This window comes from Salana multivorans (genome assembly GCF_003751805.1).
GTDB lineage: Bacteria > Actinomycetota > Actinomycetes > Actinomycetales > Beutenbergiaceae > Salana > Salana multivorans.
This window is the reverse complement of sequence record NZ_RKHQ01000001.1, coordinates 518479-538824: the sequence shown is the minus strand read 5'-3', so window position 1 is coordinate 538824 and position 20346 is coordinate 518479. Positions and strand designations below refer to the sequence as shown.

Annotated in this window: 17 protein-coding genes, 1 tRNA gene and 1 riboswitch; of the genes, 12 read left to right on the top strand and 6 right to left on the bottom strand. The window is 75.0% G+C overall.

Annotated features, from left to right (window positions below; genetic code table 11):
* Nucleotides 1-98: 98 nt before the first annotated feature.
* The 4 genes from EDD28_RS02555 to EDD28_RS02540 all read left to right on the top strand — a co-directional run bounded on the left by EDD28_RS02555 (nucleotide 99) and on the right by EDD28_RS02540 (nucleotide 3219).
* Complete coding sequence (locus EDD28_RS02555; protein WP_123738189.1) at nucleotides 99-482, top strand: cold-shock protein; 384 nt, start codon at nucleotides 99-101, stop codon at nucleotides 480-482.
* On the top strand, nucleotides 482-1321 hold the full coding sequence (locus EDD28_RS02550) for a DUF3027 domain-containing protein (RefSeq protein ID WP_123738188.1): 840 nt from the start codon (nucleotides 482-484) through the stop codon (nucleotides 1319-1321). The genes EDD28_RS02555 and EDD28_RS02550 overlap by 1 nt, the downstream gene beginning before the upstream one ends.
* 159 nt (nucleotides 1322-1480) lie before the next feature.
* Nucleotides 1481-1915 (top strand): MarR family winged helix-turn-helix transcriptional regulator, encoded by a 435-nt coding sequence (locus EDD28_RS02545; RefSeq protein ID WP_245967888.1) that lies wholly within the window; start codon nucleotides 1481-1483, stop codon nucleotides 1913-1915.
* On the top strand, nucleotides 1912-3219 hold the full coding sequence (locus tag EDD28_RS02540; protein WP_123738187.1) for an MFS transporter: 1308 nt from the start codon (nucleotides 1912-1914) through the stop codon (nucleotides 3217-3219). The genes EDD28_RS02545 and EDD28_RS02540 overlap by 4 nt, the downstream gene beginning before the upstream one ends.
* Before the next feature lie 135 nt (nucleotides 3220-3354).
* Here EDD28_RS02540 and serC read toward each other — a convergent pair whose 3' ends face one another.
* Nucleotides 3355-4527, bottom strand: coding sequence for a phosphoserine transaminase (gene serC, locus EDD28_RS02535; protein WP_123738186.1), 1173 nt, complete (start codon nucleotides 4525-4527; stop codon nucleotides 3355-3357).
* A 100-nt stretch (nucleotides 4528-4627) separates the two neighbouring features.
* On the opposite strand from serC, the gene EDD28_RS02530 reads away from it, so the two are divergent.
* The 6 genes from EDD28_RS02530 (at nucleotide 4628) to EDD28_RS02505 (ending at nucleotide 13929) form a co-directional block, all read left to right on the top strand.
* Nucleotides 4628-5314, top strand: coding sequence for an iron-dependent transcriptional repressor DtxR (locus tag EDD28_RS02530; protein WP_123738185.1), 687 nt, complete (start codon nucleotides 4628-4630; stop codon nucleotides 5312-5314).
* A 254-nt stretch (nucleotides 5315-5568) separates the two neighbouring features.
* Nucleotides 5569-5738, top strand: a riboswitch (cyclic di-AMP (ydaO/yuaA leader).
* Nucleotides 5739-5747: 9 nt separating this feature from the next.
* The gene (locus EDD28_RS02525) at nucleotides 5748-6530 is read left to right on the top strand and encodes a C40 family peptidase (RefSeq protein ID WP_123738184.1); all 783 of its coding nucleotides are present in this window, start codon (nucleotides 5748-5750) and stop codon (nucleotides 6528-6530) included.
* A 243-nt stretch (nucleotides 6531-6773) separates the two neighbouring features.
* Nucleotides 6774-7721: a universal stress protein gene (locus EDD28_RS02520; protein ID WP_123738183.1), complete on the top strand. Its 948-nt coding sequence runs from the start codon at nucleotides 6774-6776 to the stop codon at nucleotides 7719-7721.
* A gap of 71 nt (nucleotides 7722-7792) precedes the next feature.
* Nucleotides 7793-7865: transfer RNA gene (locus EDD28_RS02515), tRNA-Arg, on the top strand.
* 70 nt (nucleotides 7866-7935) lie between these two features.
* On the top strand, nucleotides 7936-8913 hold the full coding sequence (locus tag EDD28_RS02510; RefSeq protein ID WP_123738182.1) for an aldo/keto reductase: 978 nt from the start codon (nucleotides 7936-7938) through the stop codon (nucleotides 8911-8913).
* 123 nt (nucleotides 8914-9036) lie between these two features.
* Nucleotides 9037-13929: a hypothetical protein gene (locus EDD28_RS02505; protein WP_148059523.1), complete on the top strand. Its 4893-nt coding sequence runs from the start codon at nucleotides 9037-9039 to the stop codon at nucleotides 13927-13929.
* Between the two features lie 118 nt (nucleotides 13930-14047).
* Here the strand turns inward: EDD28_RS02505 and mscL are convergent, their stop codons facing one another.
* From mscL to EDD28_RS02485, 4 genes are all read right to left on the bottom strand, one after another.
* Nucleotides 14048-14482: a large conductance mechanosensitive channel protein MscL gene (mscL, locus tag EDD28_RS02500; RefSeq protein WP_123738180.1), complete on the bottom strand. Its 435-nt coding sequence runs from the start codon at nucleotides 14480-14482 to the stop codon at nucleotides 14048-14050.
* A gap of 63 nt (nucleotides 14483-14545) precedes the next feature.
* Nucleotides 14546-15205 (bottom strand): SAF domain-containing protein, encoded by a 660-nt coding sequence (locus EDD28_RS02495; RefSeq protein ID WP_123738179.1) that lies wholly within the window; start codon nucleotides 15203-15205, stop codon nucleotides 14546-14548.
* A gap of 110 nt (nucleotides 15206-15315) precedes the next feature.
* A complete protein-coding gene (locus EDD28_RS02490) occupies nucleotides 15316-15675 on the bottom strand; it encodes an FmdB family zinc ribbon protein (RefSeq protein WP_342769918.1) in 360 nt (119 codons plus the stop codon).
* A gap of 125 nt (nucleotides 15676-15800) precedes the next feature.
* The gene (locus tag EDD28_RS02485) at nucleotides 15801-16475 is read right to left on the bottom strand and encodes a 5-formyltetrahydrofolate cyclo-ligase (protein WP_245967887.1); all 675 of its coding nucleotides are present in this window, start codon (nucleotides 16473-16475) and stop codon (nucleotides 15801-15803) included.
* Nucleotides 16476-16557: 82 nt separating this feature from the next.
* On the opposite strand from EDD28_RS02485, the gene EDD28_RS02480 reads away from it, so the two are divergent.
* A complete protein-coding gene (locus EDD28_RS02480) occupies nucleotides 16558-17217 on the top strand; it encodes a GNAT family N-acetyltransferase (RefSeq protein WP_123738178.1) in 660 nt (219 codons plus the stop codon).
* A 171-nt stretch (nucleotides 17218-17388) separates the two neighbouring features.
* Nucleotides 17389-18363: a hypothetical protein gene (locus EDD28_RS02475; RefSeq protein ID WP_123738177.1), complete on the top strand. Its 975-nt coding sequence runs from the start codon at nucleotides 17389-17391 to the stop codon at nucleotides 18361-18363.
* Between the two features lie 111 nt (nucleotides 18364-18474).
* Here the strand turns inward: EDD28_RS02475 and EDD28_RS02470 are convergent, their stop codons facing one another.
* Complete coding sequence (locus tag EDD28_RS02470) at nucleotides 18475-20250, bottom strand: phospho-sugar mutase (protein WP_123738176.1); 1776 nt, start codon at nucleotides 20248-20250, stop codon at nucleotides 18475-18477.
* Nucleotides 20251-20346: the final 96 nt, after the last annotated feature.

The following is a 20346-nucleotide window of genomic DNA, read 5'->3' as shown; positions in this document are numbered from 1 at the left end:
CTCACCAGGCTAGTCGGCCCGCGGGGACGGACTCGTGCCACGGTGCGGGGCCGGTAGAATGATGAGGCCCCTGACGCCTCATCAGAGACGGACTCGCCGTGCCCACTGGCAAGATCAAGTTCTTCGACACCGAGCGTGGTTTCGGCTTCATCGCCGGCGACGACGGCTCGCAGGTGTTCCTGCACGCCACCGCGCTGCCCGAGGACGTCACCGCGCCCAAGCCCGGGACGCGGGTGGACTACGGCGTCGCCGACGGTCGCAAGGGGCCGCAGGCGCTGTCCGTGACGATCCTCGACCCGGCCCCGTCAGTCGTGCGCGCCCAGCGCCGCGACCCCGAGGAGATGGTCCCGGTGGTCGAGGACCTCATCAAGCTGCTCGACCGCGCGTCGGGCTCGCTGCGCAAGGGGCGCTACCCCGAGCGTGACTTCTCCGCGCGGCTGGCCAAGGCCATGCGCGTGATCGCCGACGAGCTGGACGCCTGATGGGCGAGGGCGAGCCCGGCGGCATCTCCGTCGACGAGGGCCAGGAGGTCGTGGAGAGCCCGGCCCCCGCGGCCGCTCCGGCGACGGTCCGCAGGGACGCCGTGCTCGCGGACGCGGTCGAGCTGGCCCGCGAGGCCGCGCTGGAGACCTCCGGGATGGGCGACGTCGGCGAGCACCTCGGCTACCTCCAGGAGGGCGAGCGGCTCGGCAGCCACTACTTCGCCACGACGGCGCAGGGCTACCGCGGCTGGCGCTGGACCGTGACCGTCTCGCGGATCGCGCGCTCCAAGAACGTGACCGTCTGCGAGGTGACGCTGCTCCCCGGCGACGGGGCGCTGCTTGCGCCGGCCTGGGTGCCGTGGGCCGACCGCCTCGCGCCCGGCGACCTCGGCGCGACCGACGTGCTGCCGTTCGACGCGACGGACGAGCGCCTCGAGACCGGCTACCGGCGCTCGAACGGCGAGGACGAGCTCGCCGTCGCGACCGACCACGTGGCGATCGTCGAGCTCGGGCTGGAGCGGGAGCGCGTCCCCACGCGGGCGACGCTCAACGCGGCGGCCCAGCGGTGGCTCGACCAGGGCCGCGGTGCCGACTCCCCGGGAGCGCGCGCGTCGTCGGAGGACTGCCAGACCTGCGGGTTCCTCGTCCCGCTCGGGGGCTACCTCGGGTCGATGTTCGGGGTCTGCGTCAACGCGTGGTCGCCGGACGACGGCCGCGTCGTCGCGTTCGACCACGGCTGCGGCGCCCACTCCGAGACCGACGCCCCGAGCGGTGGCGGCGACTGGCCGGACCCCGCGCCGGTCGTCGACGAGTTCGAGCTCGAGGTCCACGCGCAGTAGTCGACGGGGCGCCGCCCGGCATCGGGCGAGCGGCGCGACGATCGTCTTGCCCTGCCCGGGCACCCAGGCCCACCCCGGACCGAACCGTGGCGCGACCGCGGATCCCGTCCGTCCGGGTCGATAGTTACTTGTGCTAACTAATTGGTGTAGACTGCGGGCGTGCCAGCAGAACCGCCCGACGCCCTCGCCGACCTGGCCTCCCGGCTGCGTCGCGGCGTGCTCATGACGTCCCGGCGGCTGCGCAACGAGCGGACCGCCAACCTCACCGAGGGCCAGTACTCGGTCCTCGCCCACCTCGAGGGTCAGGGCCCGGGCACCCCGTCCGACCTCGCCGCGCGGGAGTGCGTCTCGGCCCCGTCGATGACCCGCACGATCTCCTGCCTCACGGAGGACGGCCTGGTCGAGCGGGCGGCCCACCCGACCGACGGCCGCGCCGTCGTCGTCGCCATCACCGACGCCGGACGCGAGGCGCTCCATGCGACCCGCCGCCGCCGTGACGCCTGGCTCGCCATGCGCCTGGACGACCTCGAGCCGGACGAGCTCGAGGCCCTCGGGCGCGCCGCCGACATCCTCAGGAGGATCGCCACCCAGTGACCACGATGTTCGCCTCCCTCAACCACCGGGCCTACCGACTCTGGTTCGCCGGTGCGCTCGTCGCCAACGTCGGCACGTGGATGCAGCGCATCGCCCAGGACTGGCTGGTCTACACGGACCTCTCGGCCGAGTCGGGGATCGCGATCGGGACCGTGACGGCGCTCCAGTTCCTCCCCGCGCTGCTGCTCGGGCCGTACGCCGGGCTGCTGGCCGACCGCCTGCCGCGGCGCGGGCTGCTCATGCTGACGCAGGCGCTCATGGGGCTGCTGGCGCTGGGGCTCGGTCTGCTGGTGCTGCTCGGCGAGGCGACCCTGTGGCACGTGTGGCTGTTCGCGCTGGGGCTCGGCGTGGTGTCCGCGCTCGACAACCCCGTCCGGCAGACCTTCGTCGCCGAGCTCGTGCCGAACGAGACGCTCCCCAACGCCGTCGCCCTCAACAGCGCCTCGTTCAACGCCGCGCGCCTCATCGGCCCGGCGGTCTCGGGGCTCGCGATCGCCGCGTTCGGTGCCGGCTGGGTCTTCGTCATCAACGCGGTCTCGTTCGTGTTCACGATCATCGCGCTGCTGGCGATGCGGACCTCCGACCTCGTGCCGGTCCCGCACGCCGAGCGGGCGAAGGGGCAGCTCCGCGAGGGGTTCGCCTACCTGCGGCGGCGCAGCGACCTCATGCTGATCCTCGTCGTCATCGGCGTCGCGAGCGCGTTCGGCCTCAACTTCCAGATGACCTCGGCGATGATGGCCCGTTCGGAGTTCGGCCAGGGTGCGGCCGACTACGGCATCCTCGGCTCGATCATGGCCATCGGCTCCCTGGCCGGCGCGCTCCTGACGGCGCGGCTCGGCAAGCCGCGGGTGCGTCGGATCCTCGTGGCGTCGCTGCTGTTCGGCGTGACGAGCTGCCTCATGGCGATGGCGCCGACCTACTGGACGTACGCCGTCGCGACGATCCCGGTCGGGTTCTTCACGCTCACGATGCTGACATCGGCCAACACGTACATGCAGACCTCGACGGCGCCCGAGATGCGCGGCCGGGTCATGGCGTTCTACCTCATGGTCCTGCTCGGCTCGACGCCGATCGGCTCGCCCGTCGTGGGCTGGATCGGGGAGACGCTGGGGCCGCGCTGGAGCATCGGCGCGGGCGGGATCGCCACCGTCGTCATCGCCGCGGTCGGGATGGCGTGGGCGCGGCGACGCTGGGACGTCGAGCTCCACTACGTCCCCGGAGCCGCGCGGCGCACGCAGCGGTTCCAGGTCACCAGCGCGGCCGACCGCGCGCGCGTCGACGAGGCGGCCCAGGAGGTCGCCTGACCGCGCTCGGCTCCCGTCCGATGTTGGGGTGGATCGCGTCGCGTTTCGCGATCTGATCCACCCCGATATCGGACGGGGGTACGCGGTGGGACGGGCTACGCAGGGGGCTGGGCGAGCTCCGCGCCGGGGGCGCGGCTACGCGCCGAGGCGCTCGACCACGTAGTCGACGCAGGCCGTGAGGGCCTCGACGTCGGCGGGGTCGACGGCCGGGAATGCCGCGACCCGGAGCTGGTTGCGACCAAGCTTGCGGTACGGGAACACGTCGAGGACGCCGTTCTCGCGCAGGGCCGAGATGACCTGGCCCGCGGGCACCGACGCCGCCAGGTCGATCGTCGCCACCACGGGCGAGCGGTGCGCGGGGTCCGCGACGAACGGCGTGGCCCACTCGCGAGCGTCCGCCCACGCGTACAGGTGGTCCGTCGACCGCCTCGACCGCGCGGCCGCCCACTCGATGCCGCCGTTGTCGCGGAACCAGTCGAGCTGCTCGGCCAGCAGGACGAGCGTCGCGAGCGCCGGGGTGTTGAGCGTCTGGTCGAGCCGCGAGTTGGTCACCGCCTGGGACAGCGCGAGCGACTCGGGGATCCAGCGTCCGCTCGCGGCGATCTCCTCGATGCGCGCCAGCGCCGCCGGTGAGACGACGGCCAGCCACAGCCCGCCGTCGGACGCGAACGCCTTCTGCGGGGAGAAGTAGTAGACGTCGCTCTCGCGCAGGTCGACCGGAGTCGCGCCGGCGATCGACGTCGCGTCCACGAGCGTCAGCGCGTCGTCCGTCCCGCCCGCCGGCCGGACGACGGGGGAGGCCACGCCGGTGGACGTCTCGTTGTGCGCCCACGCGACGACGTCGGCGGCCGTCGACGGGGCGGGCAGGGCGAGCGAGCCGGGCTCGGCCCGCACGACCTCGGACTCCTCGAGGAACGGCGCGGCGTTCGTCCCGGCGTAGAACTTGCCCGAGAACTCGCCGTTGACGGCGTGGTGCGCCCGCGAGCGGGCCAGCGAGAACGTCGCGGCGTCCCAGAACGACGTCGCACCGCCGTTGCCGAGCAGCACCTCGTACCCCTCGGGAGCGCCGAGCAGGTCGGCGACGCCCTCCCGGACGCGGCGCACCAGCGAGCGGACCGGGGTCTGGCGGTGGGAGGTGCCCATGAGCGTCTCGCCGACGGCGGCCAGCGCGGCCATCTGCTCCGGACGGACCTTCGACGGCCCGGACCCGAACCGCCCGTCCCGGGGCAGCAGGTGCTCGGGGATCCGGATCGGCGTCGCGGGCGTCGCGCTCGTCGAGGTGGTGGAGGTCGGGGCGGCAGGCGGCATGTCCCCATCCTTCCGCATCGGTGCGACGCCGGGCGGTGCACGACGTAGGGTGGACACAGCGACCTGACGAAGCGACACCAAGACCTGAAGGGGCCGAGGCGTGAGCGATCTGATCGACACCACCGAGATGTACCTCAAGACGATCTACGAGCTCCTCGAGGAGGGCATCGTCCCGCTTCGGGCGCGCATCGCGGAGCGCCTGGGGCACTCGGGGCCGACCGTCTCGCAGACCGTCGCCCGCATGGAGCGGGACGGCCTCGTCCTCGTCACCGACGACCGCCACCTCGAGCTGACGCCGCTCGGCCACGGCCGCGCGATGCACGTTATGCGCAAGCACCGTCTCGCCGAGCGGCTCCTCGTCGACGTCATCGGCCTCGACTGGGCGCACGTCCACGAGGAGGCCTGCCGCTGGGAGCACGTGATGAGCGAGCAGGTCGAGCAACGTCTCGTCGAGCTGCTCGACCACCCGACGCACGACCCGTACGGCAACCCGATCCCCGGCCTCGACGAGCTGGGGCAGCCGAGCACCGAGCCGTTCCTCACCGGCGTCACGTCCCTCGTCGCAGCCAGCGCGAGCGGTCAGACGCAGGCGACCGTCCGCCGGATCGGCGAGCCGCTGCAGGTGGACGTCGAGCTGCTGCGGCGTCTCGAGGAGGCCTCGCTCCGGCCCGGCGCGGTCGTCTCGATCGTGCGCGACGGCTCGACGCTCGAGGTCCGCGCCACCGGCAGCGACGTCGTGCTCGACCTGCCGACCGAGCTCGCGCGGCACATCTTCGTCAGCGTCTAGCGCGTCGGGTCGCCGCCTCCGGTTCCCCGTCGGCGGCCGATCGTCGACGGGGAACCGGAGGCGGCGACCCGCGCGTCGTCGCGGGAGTCGTCGCCCCTCCCCGGCGCCCTCGCGTGCCCTCCTTTCGGCGTGTCGCGGGGCGTGTCGCACGCCACTCGACAAGACCGTGACCGAAACGTGACATTTCTCCGAACGGTCCGGTAACCTCGTCCTGTCTCCGGCACCCGGAGGCGTCCCACGCGGTAGCGCCGAGCCCTACCACCGCGCCCGGGGCCGGATGTACAGGTAGGGACGGGGGACCCAGGTTCTCCGGAGTCCGGTTCGCCGGCTCCTTGGGGTGAAGCCACTCGCTGCGAGGCGAGCGGCCGGGCAGTCTCCAGCCCGAACCCGACAGCTCACCTCGCAGGCGTTTCGGAGGAATGACTTGACCCAGGTGATCCAGCGCGGACGTCATCGCGCCGCTGGCCGTCCTCAGACGGCGCTCGACGATCTCGCATCGTCCCTCACCTCCTCGATCCCCACCGGCCTCGGCCGTGGTGCCGCCGCCGTCGTCGCATCCTCGGGCCTCGTGCTCGCCGGTGCCGCCGCGGCCCACGCGGCTCCGGGTGGCGACTCGATCGGAACCCCCAGCCTCAAGGCGACGCAGCTCGATGCCGAGGGCATCGCCCGCGCGGGGACGCAGTCGCGGATCACGGCCGACGCCGAGGCTTCCCTCGCGCTGACCGCCGCGACCGTGACGGCCGAGGCGCCGCCGCCCCCGCCGCCCGTCGTGCGCACCGTGACCTCCCGCACCCGGACGGCGGCCACCGCCGTCGCGACCGGTGGCGGCAGCGAGGGTGCGACCGAGGAGTCCTACGCTCCGGCCCCCGTCATCGACGGCGACCTCGCGGCCGCCATCGTCGCCGAGGCGTACAAGTACATCGGCACGCCGTACGTGTCGGGCGGCGCGAGCCCGGGCGGGTTCGACTGCTCCGGCTTCACCCAGTACGTCTACGGCCAGTTCGGCATCAGCCTGCCCCGCACGTCGGGCGCGCAGCGCAACGCCGGCTACGTCGTGTCGGCCTCCGAGGCCCGCGCCGGCGACCTCATCTGGGCCCCCGGCCACGTCGGCATCTACCTCGGCGACGGCCAGCACATCGCGGCCCGCAACCCGAGCACGCCGCTCGCCGCCGGACCGGTCTACATGAGCAACCCGGTCTTCATCCGCGTTCTCTGACCGCACCGTTCCTCTACGAAGGGCCCCGGACCATCACGGTCCGGGGCCCTTCGTCCTCCCGTCCGCGGGTACGTCGGCGGGCGTGGCGCCGGTCGCGCGTCCCTCGGACCGGGTCGAGGACCGCGCTTCCACTCCCGCTCGGGGTCCGCACGGGTTAAGGTCGAGGTCACCGGAGGGTAAACGGGAGCTGTGCTCCTCACCGCACTCCGGGAACTGCTGGCCAGGCACGCGGAGGTGGTTCGGATGACACACGCGACACGGGTTGCGGTCGGGGTCGACGGCTCGGCATCGAGCGAGGTCGCTCTCGAGTGGGCGCTCCAGGAGGCCGCCCGGCGGGGCTGGGGGCTCGATGTCATCTGCTCCTACTCCCTGCCGTCGTTCACGGCGGCATCCCTCGACGGCGGCTACGCGGCCCTCGACGACACCGCGATCCGCGCCAGCGCCCAGGCCGCCCTCGACGAGGCCGTCGCGCAGGTGAGCGACCGCGGCGTCGAGGTGACCGGCCGGCTGGAGACGGGTGACCCGGCCGGAGCGCTCATCGACGCCACCTCCGAGGCGGGGCTCGTCGTCATCGGGACCCGCGGCGGCGGGGGGTTCACGGACCGACTGCTCGGCACGGTCTCGACGGCGGTCCCGGCGCACGCGCACTGCCCGGTCGTCGTCGTCCCCGTCAAGGGGAGGGACGACGCCCAGCGCACCCCGGTGACGGCGCCGCGCCGGATCGTCGTCGGCGTCGACGGCTCGCCGTCGGCCCGCATCGCGCTCGCCGCGGCGATCGAGGAGGCCGTGCTGTGGGACGCGGAGCTGGTCGTCGTCGGGGGCGTTCCGCTCGCGACCGGCTCGGGCGTGCTGCCCTGGCTGCCCGCGAACGTCGACCGCGCGCAGCTCCTGGCCGACGTCGAGGCCGGCCTCAAGGTGGTGGTCGAGGAGGTGCGCGCCGCGTCCGGCCACGACCTCGCGATCACCTCGAGGGTGCTCGACGGGTCGGGCGCCGCGCTGCTCATCGAGTTCTCGACGGCGGTCGACCTCGTCGTGGTCGGCTCGCGCGGCCGCGGCGGCTTCGCCGGCATGCTGCTCGGCTCGACGAGCCAGTCCGTGCTCCACCACGCCGCGTGCCCCGTGCTCGTCGTGCCCGCGCGGATCCAGCGCGAGGAGGGCTCCGTCCCCGGCACCTTCCCCTGGGAGGGCTGAGGCCGCGGAGCGCGGCCCGCGCCCTGACCGTCCCGGCCCGCGACGCATCGGGACTAGACTCGACCGGGCCCGCCCTCGTAGCTCAGGGGATAGAGCAACCGCCTCCTAAGCGGTAGGTCGCGCGTTCGATTCGCGCCGGGGGCACTCGACCATCGACGCGGCAGGTCTCGGCCGCCGCTCGACGACGCACCGACCCCCACCCCGGAGCTGATCGATGACGCACGTGCCCACCGCGACGGACCCGACCGCGACCCCCGCAGCCCCGCTCGGCGACCTCGGCAGGCTCGTGCTCGGCGGGAACGTGTTCGGCTGGACCGCCGACCGCGCCGCCAGCTTCGCGGTCCTCGACGCGTTCGTCGCGGCCGGCGGACGGGCGATCGACACCGCCGACGCCTACTCGTCCTGGGTGCCGGGCCACGTCGGCGGGGAGTCCGAGTCGATCATCGGGGAGTGGCTCGCGGCCAACGGCGCCCGGGACGAGGTCGTCCTGTGCACCAAGGTCGCCAAGCACCCGGACCTGCGCGGCCTGGCCCCGAGCGTGGTGGAGCGGGCGCTCACCGCGTCGCTGAGGCGACTGCGCACCGACAGCATCGACCTCTACTACGCCCACGAGGACGACCCGGCGCTCGACCCGGACGTCATCGCCGCGACCCTCGCCGGCACCGTCATCGACGGTCGCGTCCGCGCCCTCGGCCTGTCGAACTTCCCGGCCGACCGGCTGCGCGCCGTCGTCGGGGCGGCGCACGACGCCGGGCTGCCGGCGCCCGCGTACTCCCAGGACCGGTACAGCCTCGTCGAGCGCGGGCTGGAGACGACGCTCGTCCCGACGCTGCTCGACCTCGGCGTCGTCGAGCTCCCGTTCCACTCGCTCGCGGCCGGCTTCCTCACGGGCAAGTACCGGCTCGGCGCCGAGGACGCGGACTCCCCGCGCTCCGCCACCGCGGCCGGGTACCTCGCGCGGCCGGGCGCCCACCGCCTGCTTGCCGTGCTCGACGGGATCGCGGCGGACGCCGGTGTCCCCGTCGCCGCGGTCGCCCTGGCCTGGCTGCGCGAGCAACCGGGCGTCGGCGCCCCGATCGCGAGCGCGCGCAGCGTCGAGCAGCTCGAGGCGCTCACCGCGAGCTTCGCGCTCGTGCTGGGCGAGCGCGAGCTCGCCGACCTCACCGCGGCCTCGGACGCCCTGGACGGGTGAGGCGACCCGCGGGCCGGCCCGGGCGCCCCGACGAGCCGAACGGATCGCCCCGCAGGGTGAGTCACGCCCGCCTTCCCGGCCGCGCGGCCGTTAGCCTGCCAGTGTCGAGGAGCGGAGGTGCACGTGGCTGTCGATGACGGGCACGAGACCGACGTCGCCCCCGCGCAGTCCCCTGCGCGCGCGGACGACGCCGGCGAGATCGGGACGGACGTCGAGGCCGAGGCCAGCGTCGCGCCCGCCGGGAACCACGGCTCCGCCGCGCCCACCCCACGCCCTGACCGCCCCGAGGACCGCCTCGCCCGCGCCGTGCGCGGGTGGCGCGAGTCCCTGTCCTCCCTCGGCGGCGAGTCCGCGCTGCGCGACATCGACACGTTCGCCGACGCCACGCTCGACCTCTCGGCGGCGCACCCCGGCGGCATGGCCCAGCTCCTCGCGGGCAAGCCGACGCCGCTCTCGCTCCTCGTCCGGGAGCCCAGCGCGCTCGCGGCGGCGCGGCGTCGGGCTCGCGCGGTCATCGCGCAGGCCGGCGAGCACTCGCAGAGGTACGGCGTCGCGGCCACGACGGCGGCGCTCGGCATCGTGAGCTGGTCGGGCGACGCGGCCGAGGCGGCCGACGATCGTGACGCACCCGACGGCGGCGAGGCGACCGATTCCGGCGCGAGCCCGCGGACGTCCGGGGGAGTCGCGGCCGGGGGCGGCCAGGCCGCCCCGACCGGCCCGTTCGGCCCCGCGCCCGTGTTCCTGCGCCCCGTCGCGCTGAACGAGGACGAGCAGGGCCCCGTCCTGCAGCTCCTCGGCCGGGCCGCGCTCAACCCGGTGCTCGAGCACGCGCTCGTGCGGGCCGGTGTCGACGTCGACCCGATCGTCGCCCCCGTCCTCGGCGCCTCCTCCGACCTGCGCGAGACCCTCGACGGGGTGCTCGCCGCAGCTCGCACGCGCCTGGCCGAGGTCGAGGTGACCGAGCGGATCGTCGTCGGCTCGTTCGCCCACCCGGGCCAGATCCTCGCCGACGACCTCACGGGCGGCTGGCTCGAGCGGCACCGCCTCGTCGCGGCGCTCGCCGGGGACCCCGAGGCGCGCACGTCGTTCGACGTCCAGCTCCCGCCGATCGTGCGCGCGGACCGCGAGCCCGGCACGGAGCGCGGCGTCGGCGACCTCGACGCGAGCCAGCAGCACGTGCTCGACGTCGTGGCGAGCGGGATCGACGTCGTCGTCGACGCGCCCCCGGGTACCGCGACGACCGAGACCGTCGCCGCGGTCGTGGCGGACGCCGCCGCGTCCGGCCGCACGATCGTGCACCTCGCGGGCACGCGGCGCGCGGCGGAGTCGCTCGTCGCCCGGCTCATCGAGCTCGGGCTCGACGGCATGGCGCTCGACGCCGCGGCCGGCGCCGGGCAGGGCCGCGAGGTCGGCGCGCTCATCACCGACCGGCTCGGCGCGAGCCTGCCCGACATCGACGCGGCCGGCATCCAGACGATGCGCACCGAGCTCTCGCGGCTGCGCGGCACGCTCACGGCCCGCGTCAGGGCCTGGCACACGGAGCAGCCGGAGTTCGGGGTCTCGGCCGCCGACGCCATGCAGGCGCTCGCGGAGATCACGCTGCGTCGCCCGGCCCCGCGCACCCAGGTGCGGCTGTCGCCGACGACGATCAAGCGGCTCGCCGGACGCGGCCTGGAGAACGCGCGCGGCGAGCTGGCGAAGGCCGCGACGCTCGGCACGTTCCAGCTCCGCCGCAGCGACAGCCCCTGGTACGGCGTCGCGCTCGCCGACGGTGAGGAGGCGCGCTCGACGGTCGAGCGCGTCCAGCGGCTCGGCGCCCGGACCCTCCCGCTGCTGCGCCAGCGGATGGCCGTGGCCGCCGCGCAGACCGGCCTCGAACCGGCCGAGACCCTCGCGGTCTGGGTGGAGCAGCTCCGGATGCTCGAGGGCATCCGCGCCGCCCTCGACGTGTTCCAGCCCGCGATCTTCGAGCGGTCGGCCGCCGACCTCGTCGCGGCGACCGCTCCCCGCGCGTCCCGCGAGTCGCACGAGGTGCTTCCGCAGGCCGTCCGCCGTCGCCTGCGCAAGCAGGCCAAGGACCTCCTGCGCCCCGGGCGCCACGTGACGGACCTGCACGCCGAGCTGGTCGCCGTCCAGGAGGAGCGCGAGATCTGGCGGCAGCACTGCACCGCCGGTGGCTGGCCGAGGCTGCCCGAGGAGATGTCCGAGCTCATCGCCGTGACCGACGAGGTCGTCGCGGCCGTCGCGGAGCTCGACGGCCCGCTGCGCTCGACCATCGGCGACGGCACCGTCCCGCTGGACCACGTCGACCTCGACCGGCTCGGCGACCATCTGCTCAGCCTCACCGAGGACGAGAGCATCTCCCGCGCCCTGCCCGAGCGCACCGACGCCATCGCGCGGCTGGAGGACCTCGGCCTCGGCGACCTGCTCGACGACCTCGCCGCCCGGCGCGTGCCGCTCGAGGCCGTGACGAGCGAGCTGGACCTCGCGTGGTGGTCGAGCGTGCTCGAGCACATCATCCAGACCGTTCCGGCCGTCCGCGGCGCCACGAGCTTCGCGGACGAGGTCGACCGGCTGCGCGAGCTCGACCTCGCGCAGGTGGACAGCCTCGTGCCGCCCGTCGCGCTGGCGACGGCGTCGCGGCTGCGGTCGGTCGCCGTGGCGGACAAGACCCAGGCGCGCGAGCTGTTCAAGGCCGCCGACCGGGCACGCCGGGGCGTCGAGCAGCTCGACCTGCGCTCGCTCGCGGAGTCCTACGGGGCCGTCGGTCGCACCGTCGTCCCGGCGTGGAGCGTCCCGCCGATGCTCGTCCCGCAGGTGCTGCCGCGCCCCGACGCCGACGGCGCCGCGACGATCGACCTCCTCGTCCTCGACTCGATCCAGAACCTCGCGCTGGAGCAGGTCGTCGCGGCGATCGGCCGGGCGCGCCAGGTCGTCGTGGTCGGCGACGTGCGTCGCGGCGGGACGGGCGCCGTCGCGCGCCTGGCCGAGGTGCTGCCGCACGTGCAGCTCGACGGCTCGCGCACCGACCGGGACTCCTCGCTCGCCGCGTTCCTGGAGAAGCACGGCTACGCGGACGCGCTCGTCGCGATCCCGTCCGTCCCCGGCCCGTCGACCATCCGGCTCGACGTCGTCGAGGGTCGCGCGCTCGCCGTGCACGGCGGCGTCGTCGAGAGCGTGCCGGACGAGGTCGAGCACGTGGTCGACCTCGTGATCGACCACGCGCTGGCCCGGCCCGAGGAGTCGCTCGCCGTCATCGCGCTCAACCCGCGCCACGCCGCGCGCATCCGGGACGCCGTCGCGCACGCCGTGAGCGATGCCCGCGCGATCGCGGACGCCCTCGACCCGGCGCGGCTCGAGCCGTTCGTCGTCGTCGACGTCGAGCAGGCCGCCGGCATGCGTCGGGACGCGATCATCCTGGCGGTCGGGTACGGGAAGACGCCGCACGGGCGGGTGATCCACCAGTTCGGCGCGGTCAGCTCGCCGCGCGGGGTGTCGCTGCTGGTCGACGCGCTGGAGGCCTGCCGCACGCGGCTCGTCGTGACGAGCCCGCTCGCGCCGACCGACCTCGACGCGCAGCGGCTCCGCTCGCCGGGCTCCACGATGCTCGCCGACCTCCTGGCCTTCGCGGCCGAGGGCGGCATCGCGTCCAGCTCCAGCCGCGAGGGCTCACCCGACCCCCTGCTCGTGGACCTGGCCGACCGGCTCTGGCGGATGGGGCTCGAGGTGGCGGCGAGCTACGGGCCGCCGGACGGCGTGCGGATCCCGCTCGCGGTCGGGCACCCGTCGCTGCCGGGGACCTACGGCGTGGCGATCCTCACGGACACGCCCGAGTACGTCGCGACGACCAACCTGCGGATGCGCGACCGGTACTGGCGGGAGCGGCTCGAGCGTCGGGGGTGGGACGTGCTCGTGCTGTCCTCGCTCGACGTGTTCCTCGACCCGGAGGCCGCGGCCCAGGCCGTGCTCGACGCCGTGTCGGCGCGCGTGCGCGCGCTGCCGCAGCCGGAGACGTCGGTCGTCGCGCCGCCGATGGTGGACGACGACGCCGAGGGAACCGCGGCCGACGACCTCGTCGCGGTCAACGGCGCCCATGCCCGGGAGGGCGAGCGACCCGACGTGTTCGCCGGGCTCCCGATGGGGGCGTACTCGGCCCGCGAGCTGGAGGCGCTGGCCCGGTGGGTCGGCAGCGACGGTGTCGTCCGCGACGTGCCGGAGCTGGCCGGGGAGCTCGCGCGAGAGCTCGGGCTTCCCCCGGGCGCGCCGCGCGCCGAGGAGGTCCTGACCGAGGTGGCCCAGCGCGTGCTGGCGCCCGAGCGCCCCGAGGGTGCGGAGTCCGACGGCAGCGGCCGGATCGTCCTCGACGACGTCGAGACGCGCGAGCTGCCGCTGGCAGCGACGGCCGCCGAGATCGTGGCCGCGAACGAGGAGACGAGGTTCGACCTGGCGGCGACGCCGGCCGCGGACGACGGTGCGGCCGACCCCGGCCGGGAGGACCCGGAGCCGCCGACGGACGTCATCCCGCTGAACGAGCGTGGGCTCGCCGAGGGGGAGCGTGACGCCGAGGCCGAGCGTGAGGCCGAGGCCGGCATGGCGGCCGACGAGTCGGACGGTGGCGACACCGAGGCCGACGACGACGTGGCGGCCGAGGCCGGCGTCGAAGGCAGCACCGAGGGTGTCGGCGGCGACGCTGGTTCCGGGGACGCCGAGGACGCCGAGGACGGGGACCCCGAGTCACCCCGGGCGACCCCCGACGAGGACGTGACCGACCGGAGCCCGGGTGGCGCCGGGAACGAGGAGTCGGCCGACGAGTCGGGGCGGACCGACGACGAGGACGGGAACGCGGAGGCGAGCGAGGCCGAGCGGGCGCGCGAGTCCGGCGAGGGGGTCGTGCAGCCGACGCTCGGCGACTCGGTGCTGCCCGACCGCGCGTGGGAGGACACCGACGGGGCGTGGGGCGATCGCCGCGGGGACGACGACGACCGCATCCTCCGCGAGCGTCCGCCGCACTGGTAGAGCGCATCCGCCCGACCGCGGCCGCCGCGACGCGGTGACCGCCCGAGCGATCGAGCCGAACGAGCGAGGCCCGGCCCCCGACAGGGGACCGGGCCTCGCTCGTTCGGCGTCGGTGCGTTCAGACCTGCGGCTTCTGGGAGGCCAGGAGGTCGCGGATCTCGGTGAGCAGGATGGACTCCTGGGACTTCTCCTCCGGAGCTGGCTCCTCCTCCGTCTTGGCGCGCTTCGCCGCCAGGGCGTTGAGCGGCATGACCACGAGGAAGTAGATGGCGGCGGCCACGAGGAGGAAGTTGATGAGGGCCGTCACGACGGCGAACGGCTGGATCGCCGCACCGTTGAGGTTCCAGGTCCAGATCCCGGTGAGGTCGGGCTTGCCGAAGATCGCCGCGATCAGCGGCTCCAGGATGGAGGTGACGATGGAGTCGATGACGGCGCCGAACGCCGCGCCGATGACGACGCCGACGGCGAGGTCGACCGCGTTGCCGCGTGAGATGAACTCCTTGAAACCGTTGAGGACTCCGCCGGTCTTCTGGAGGGCGTTGGTGGTGGACATGGGGTCTGGCTCCCTGCGTCGGTGGTGGGTGAGGCGGCCTGCCGTGCGCATGGCCGGCGCGCACTACAGGTGGGCGGGCGCGAGCGCAGCGGTGAGTGTGCCACGGGCGCTCGCATCAAGCACGAGCGTAGCCCTGCCCTCCGGGACCGCGACAAGGAGGAGGGGCGAGCCGGGCGTGCCGCTGCCCAGCAGGCCTCCACCGGCCACGTCGTCGACGATGGCGAGGATGCGCGCGTCGGCGGTGAGGGAGGCGGTCGCCTCGCCGTCCGCCCGGACCAGCTCGACGCGGTCGCCGGCCTCGAGCAGCGCGGCGACGAGCGGGTCCGCCAGGCGGACGGGGACGGCGCTCTCATCGTGTGCGAGACCCCAGCCGCCGTCCGCGAGCGCGAGCGGGACGACCGCGACGCCAGCGGCCACCGCGTGCCGGAGCTGGTGCCCGACCGCGTCGCCCGTCCCGGCCAGCGCCGAGGGCGGGGCGTGGCCGCGGGGAAGCTCCCAGAGCGTGACGTCCCCCGGAGCGAGCACGGTCCCCGCCGCGAGGTCCCGGGTGGCGACCACGACGGGCACCGTCGCCGTCGAGGGTCGGGCGAGCGGAAGGGCCGCGAGCACGAGCCAGAACGTCAGCCCGCCGACGAGGAGGGGCCGGTAGCGCCACCACAGCGAGCGCATGCCGCGGGAGCGCCGCCGTGCGGCGGCGGCTCGGTCGGGCGTCGGTGTGTCCATGCCGTGACCGTAGGAGGGCCTCGGCGGATCGCGCTCGGGGGGTGGGGACGACGGCGGGGCGGGGGACGCCTCGCCTCGCTGTGGACAGCCGGCCCGCAGCCGGGAGAGCGCTAGGAGCCGGCCGACCCGGACGTCGAGCCGGCCGACGCGCTCGACGAGGCCGGCGACGTGCTCGACGACGACGTGCTCGCCGCGGGCGCGGGCGTCGTCGACGAGGCCGAGTCCGACCCGCCCGTGCCCTTGCCCTTCCCGGCCTTCGTGCCCTCGGCGCGCGAGTCCGTGCGGTAGAACCCCGAGCCCTTGAACGTGACGCCGACCCCGGAGATCACCCGGCGCACGGGGCCGCCGCACTCGAGGCACTCGACGAGCGGGTCGTCGCTGAAGGACTGGTAGGTCTCGAACTCATGGCCGCACTCGGTACCGCGGTAGGCGTAGGTGGGCATCGTGCTCCTGACGACGTCGATGGGCACGGCAACGCTACACGCCTCCCGCGCGTGGCGACCTGCCGCGGCCCGGAGGGCAGACATGAGAGGTCGGGGGCCGTACCAGCTCCGGTTCGCGCCAGCGCCGGCTCACGCCCGAGCGGCCGCGCGCCTCAGGCGCCGATGCGCCACCGTCGCGTCGGCGTCAGGACGCTGCCGACGGGCAGGTCGTGATCGCCGCGGGGGAGCGGGGTGTCGGCGACCTCGTCGTCGTACACGATCCCGACGATCGCGGAGACGTCGCGCGCGTGCTGGAGCGCGCGGTCGTACCAGCCGCCGCCCTGGCCGAGGCGGTAGCCCGCCTCGTCGATCCGCAGCGCCGGCACGAGCACGAGTCGCGCCTCGCGCAGCAGCGAGCAGTCACCGGCAGCCTCCGGCGGCTCCATCGGCCGGCCGGGAGCCCGATGGTCGAGGTCGCCGACGCCGGTGAACTCGCCCCAGTCCCGCGTCAGCGCCTGGCCGAGCACGGGCACGAGCACGCGCAGCGAGCGCTCGCGCAGCAGCTCCAGCGTCGGGAGGGTGCCCGGCTCGACCGGGCGGGAGACGTACGCGGCGACGGTGTCGCCCGGACCCAGCTCGAGCTCGTCGACCAGCTCGGCGACCTGGAGCGCGATGCGTTCGGCCGCCTCCTCGCGGAAGCGGGCGTCGCGGCCGCTGCGCCTCTTCCGGGCCGCGCGTCGCAGCTCGTCCTTGAGATCCTCGAGCTCGTCCAGGTCGTCGATGAGCGGTCCGCGTGCTGGGGCCGGGGGGCCCGCTGCCGGGGCCGCGTCGGCGTCGCTGCCTGTCACCCCTCCACTGTGTCACACCCGCGCGGCGGCTGGCCCGGGCGTGCCGAGCGTGTCCCGGTCCTCGCGCACTACCCTCGGGGCAATGTGGCCAACGCGCATCACGGACGGGCGCCTCGAGCTGAGGCCCCTGCGCCGCCGTGACTTCCGGGAGTGGAACGAGCTGCGCCGTCGCAACGCCGCGTGGTTGCAGCCGTGGGAGGCGACCGTCCCGCCCACCGAGGGCCGACCGGCCATGACCTTCGGCCAGTGGATCCGCGAGAGCAACCGCGCGGCGCGGGCCGGGCAGTCGCGACCGTGGGCGGTCTGGCTGGAGGGGCGGCTGGTCGGGCAGGTCACCGTCACCGGCATCACCCGCGGATCGCTCAGCTCGGCCGCGATCGGGTACTGGATCTCGCGGGACGTCGCGGGCCGGGGGATCACGCCGCGGGCGGTCGCGCTCGCCGTCGACGACTGCTTCGGCACGCTCGGCCTGCACCGCGTCGAGATCAACATCCGCCCGGAGAACGCGGCGAGCCTGCGGGTCGTGGCGAAGCTCGGGCTGCGCGACGAGGGCGTGCGCAAGGCCTACCTGCACATCCAGGGGCACTGGGCCGACCACCGGACCTTCGCCATCACGGCCGAGGAGGTCACCGGCACGATGGTCGAGCGGCTCGAGGCCAACCTGGCCGCAGCCGCAGCCGCAGCCGCAGCCGCAGCCGCAGTCCCCGCGGCCCCCGAGCCGAGGGAGATCCCCGGGTCGTGAGAGTCCCCCGGAGGTCGCTCTCGGCGCTCCCGGGCCGCCCCGGCCGACGTGAGATCGGCGGAAGATCGACGCTGGACCGGCCGGCTCCGTCCCCGTCGCCGCCGGGCCAATCGGGCGACACGCCCGGCCACCTGCGGTGACGCCTCGCACCCGCGCCCTACCGTCGTCGGTGTGAGCGTGAGTCCCGCCGGCTTCGTCGTCGCGGCGGTGGCCGCGCTGCTGCTGGGGTACCTCGTTCCGGCACTCGTCCGGCGGCGTCAGGCCGTCGGGGACGCGCGCGTCCCCGACCGGTTCTCGACGCGGCTGCGGGTCGTGGAACGCAGGTCGACCCCGGTGAGCGGCGGGGCCTCCACCGAGGCACTGGTCCGGTCGACGATCCGGTCCGCGCCACACCAGATCGCCGAACGACGTGAGGAGCAGGCCGTGAACCGACCCGCTGGCATGGCAGAGCGCCGCACCGCCGCCGAGGCGCGCCGCGTCGCCGCCGTCCGGGCCGCCCTGGCGGCTCGACGTGCCGAGCAGGCCGCGGCCGCCCGTCGGCGCCTCGTCCTCACGCTCGTCGTGCTCGGGGTCACCGTGATCGCGTGGGTCGCCGTTGCCGTGGCGAGCTTCCAGTGGTACCTCGCGCTCTTCCCGACCGTGGTCCTCGGCGCGACGCTCTACCTTGGCGTCCGCGCGGCGCAGGCGGAGCGGGCGGAGTGGTCGCAGGTCCCCGAGAGCCTGCGTGCGCCGCGTGCCGCGACGCCGTCCGGCCCGTCCTACTCGCCGTCGCAGCTCCGGGCGCACCTCACCGCGACCGGTGCGGCCCCGGAGGGCGTCGACGCCCGGTCCGGCCTGCGCTGGGACACGGGTGAGATGCCGCTCGACGTCGCCTCGGTGGCCGAGGACGTCGAGGCCGTGGCCGAGCAGGCTCCGGAGGCGGACGCCGCCGGGACCTGGACGCCCGTCCCCGTCCCCGTGCCGACCTACACGCTCAAGGCCGCCGCGCCGCGCCGCGAGACCGAGGTGACGGCCGAGCCGTCCGCGGTCGAGATCGCGTCGTCCGACGACGCCGGCGTCGTCGTCGCCGAGGTCGAGGAGACGTCGGCGACCGACGTGCCGAGCATCGACCTCAACGCCGTGCTGGCCCGCCGCCGCGCGGTCTGAGGTCCGCGGGGCCGGTGCGCCCGCAGTCGGGTCGTCGCCCCTGGCCGTCGGGGTGACGTTCCGGTCCCGTCGCCGGAGGCGTCACTCCGACGCCGGACGGGGCCGCCCGGGTCAGAACCCGAGCGCCGCCGTCATGTCCGCCTTGATCCGCGTCAGCCGCTCGGCCGCCGCGGCTCGCGGGATCACGCCGTCATCACCGACCGGCAGCACCACCTCGAGGTAGCACTTGAGCTTCGGCTCGGTGCCGGAGGGGCGCGCGATGACCCGGTCGTCGGCCGCCGTCACGTACATCAGCCCGTCCGTCGGCGGCAGGTCGGCGCTGCCCTGCGCCAGGTCTCGCGTCTCGACGACGGGCGACCCCGCGAGCGAGTCGATGCCGTTCGCCCGCAGCCGCGCCATGCCGTCGGCGATGAGCGAGACGTCGGCCACCCGGAAGCTGAGCTGCGCCGTCGCGTACAGGCCGTGCCGGCGCGCGAGGTCGTCGAGCAGGTCCTCGATCGTCCTGCCCTGTGCGGCGAGGTCGTCGGCGAGCGTCGCCACCCGGACGGCCGCGGTGACGCCGTCCTTGTCGTGCACCGCCTCGGGGTCGGTGCAGTAGCCGATCGCCTCCTCGTACCCGAACCGGATGTCCGGGGTGCGGGCGATCCACTTGAACCCGGTGAGCGTGGCGGCGCTCCGGAGCCCGTGCCCCGCTGCGATCCGCCCGAGCAGCCGGCTGGAGACGACCGAGCAGGCGAGCGTGCCGCCCGACCGGGCCGGGTCGGCCGCCGCCTGCTCGCCGAGGATCGCGCCGATCTCGTCGCCGGTGAGCTGACGCCAGCCGCCGTCCCGCAGCGGGATCGCGACGGAGCAGCGGTCGGCGTCCGGGTCGAGCGCGACGACGACGGTCGCGTCGAGCTCCTCGGCGAGCTCGATCGACAGGTCGATGGCGCCCGGCTCCTCCGGGTTGGGGAAGGAGACCGTCGGGAAGTTGGGATCCGGGTCGGCCTGCTTGGGGACGAGGTGGACGTCGGGGAAGCCGGCCTCGTGCAGCGCGCGCTCCGCCGTCTCGCCGCCGACACCGTGCATCGGCGTGAGGACGATCCGCACGCCGGAGCCGCCGAAGTCACCCGAGTCGCCCGAGTCGGCTGCCGCGTCCTCGCCCCGTCCGCGCAGCGACCCGGCGCGGGCGACGTAGTCGCGCACGACGCCGTCGCCGGTCGGGACGATGCCCTCGCGCGAGCGCGGGACCTCGTCGGCCGGCGGTGCCGCCGCGATGCGGGCGGCGATGTCGGCGTCGGCCGGCGGGACGATCTGGACCCCGCGCCCGTCCTCGTCGGTGAGGCGGCCGCCGAGGTAGACCTTGTAGCCGTTGTCGGCCGGCGGGTTGTGCGAGGCGGTGATCATGACGCCCGCGTCGCAGTCGAGGGCGCGGACGGCATAGGCGGTGACGGGTGTCGGGAGTCGCTTCGGCAGCGTGCGGACCTCGGCACCGCTCGCCGCGAGCACCTCGGCCGCGGCGTCCATGAACTCGCTGGACCCGTGGCGCGCGTCGCAGCCGATGACGACGCGGGCGCCCGGCCCGACGGTGTCGAGCAGGTAGCGCGCGAGTCCCGCCGTCGCGCGGACGACGACGGCGACGTTCATCCGCGACTCGCCGGCCGCGACCGCGCCGCGCAGCCCGGCCGTGCCGAACTGCAGCGGTCCGCTGAATCGCGACGCCAGCTCGGCGAGGGCGTCCTGCGCCGATCGCTCCCCGCCGATGGCGCTCGTCGCGTCGTCGGCATCACCGGCGGTGTCGCCGGTCTCGGCGAGCGCGACGAGCGCGAGCAGCTCGGCCCGGGTGCGGGGGTCGGGATCGTGCGCGGCCCAGTCGCGGGCGCGGGCGACGAGGTCGGTGTGGTTCATGACGCTCCTTCGCTGGTCCTGGGCTCCAACGGTAGAGGACGGGCGCGGCCCGCGAGCCTGCCGAGGGTCCCGGGACAGCACGCGATGGCCCTCGCG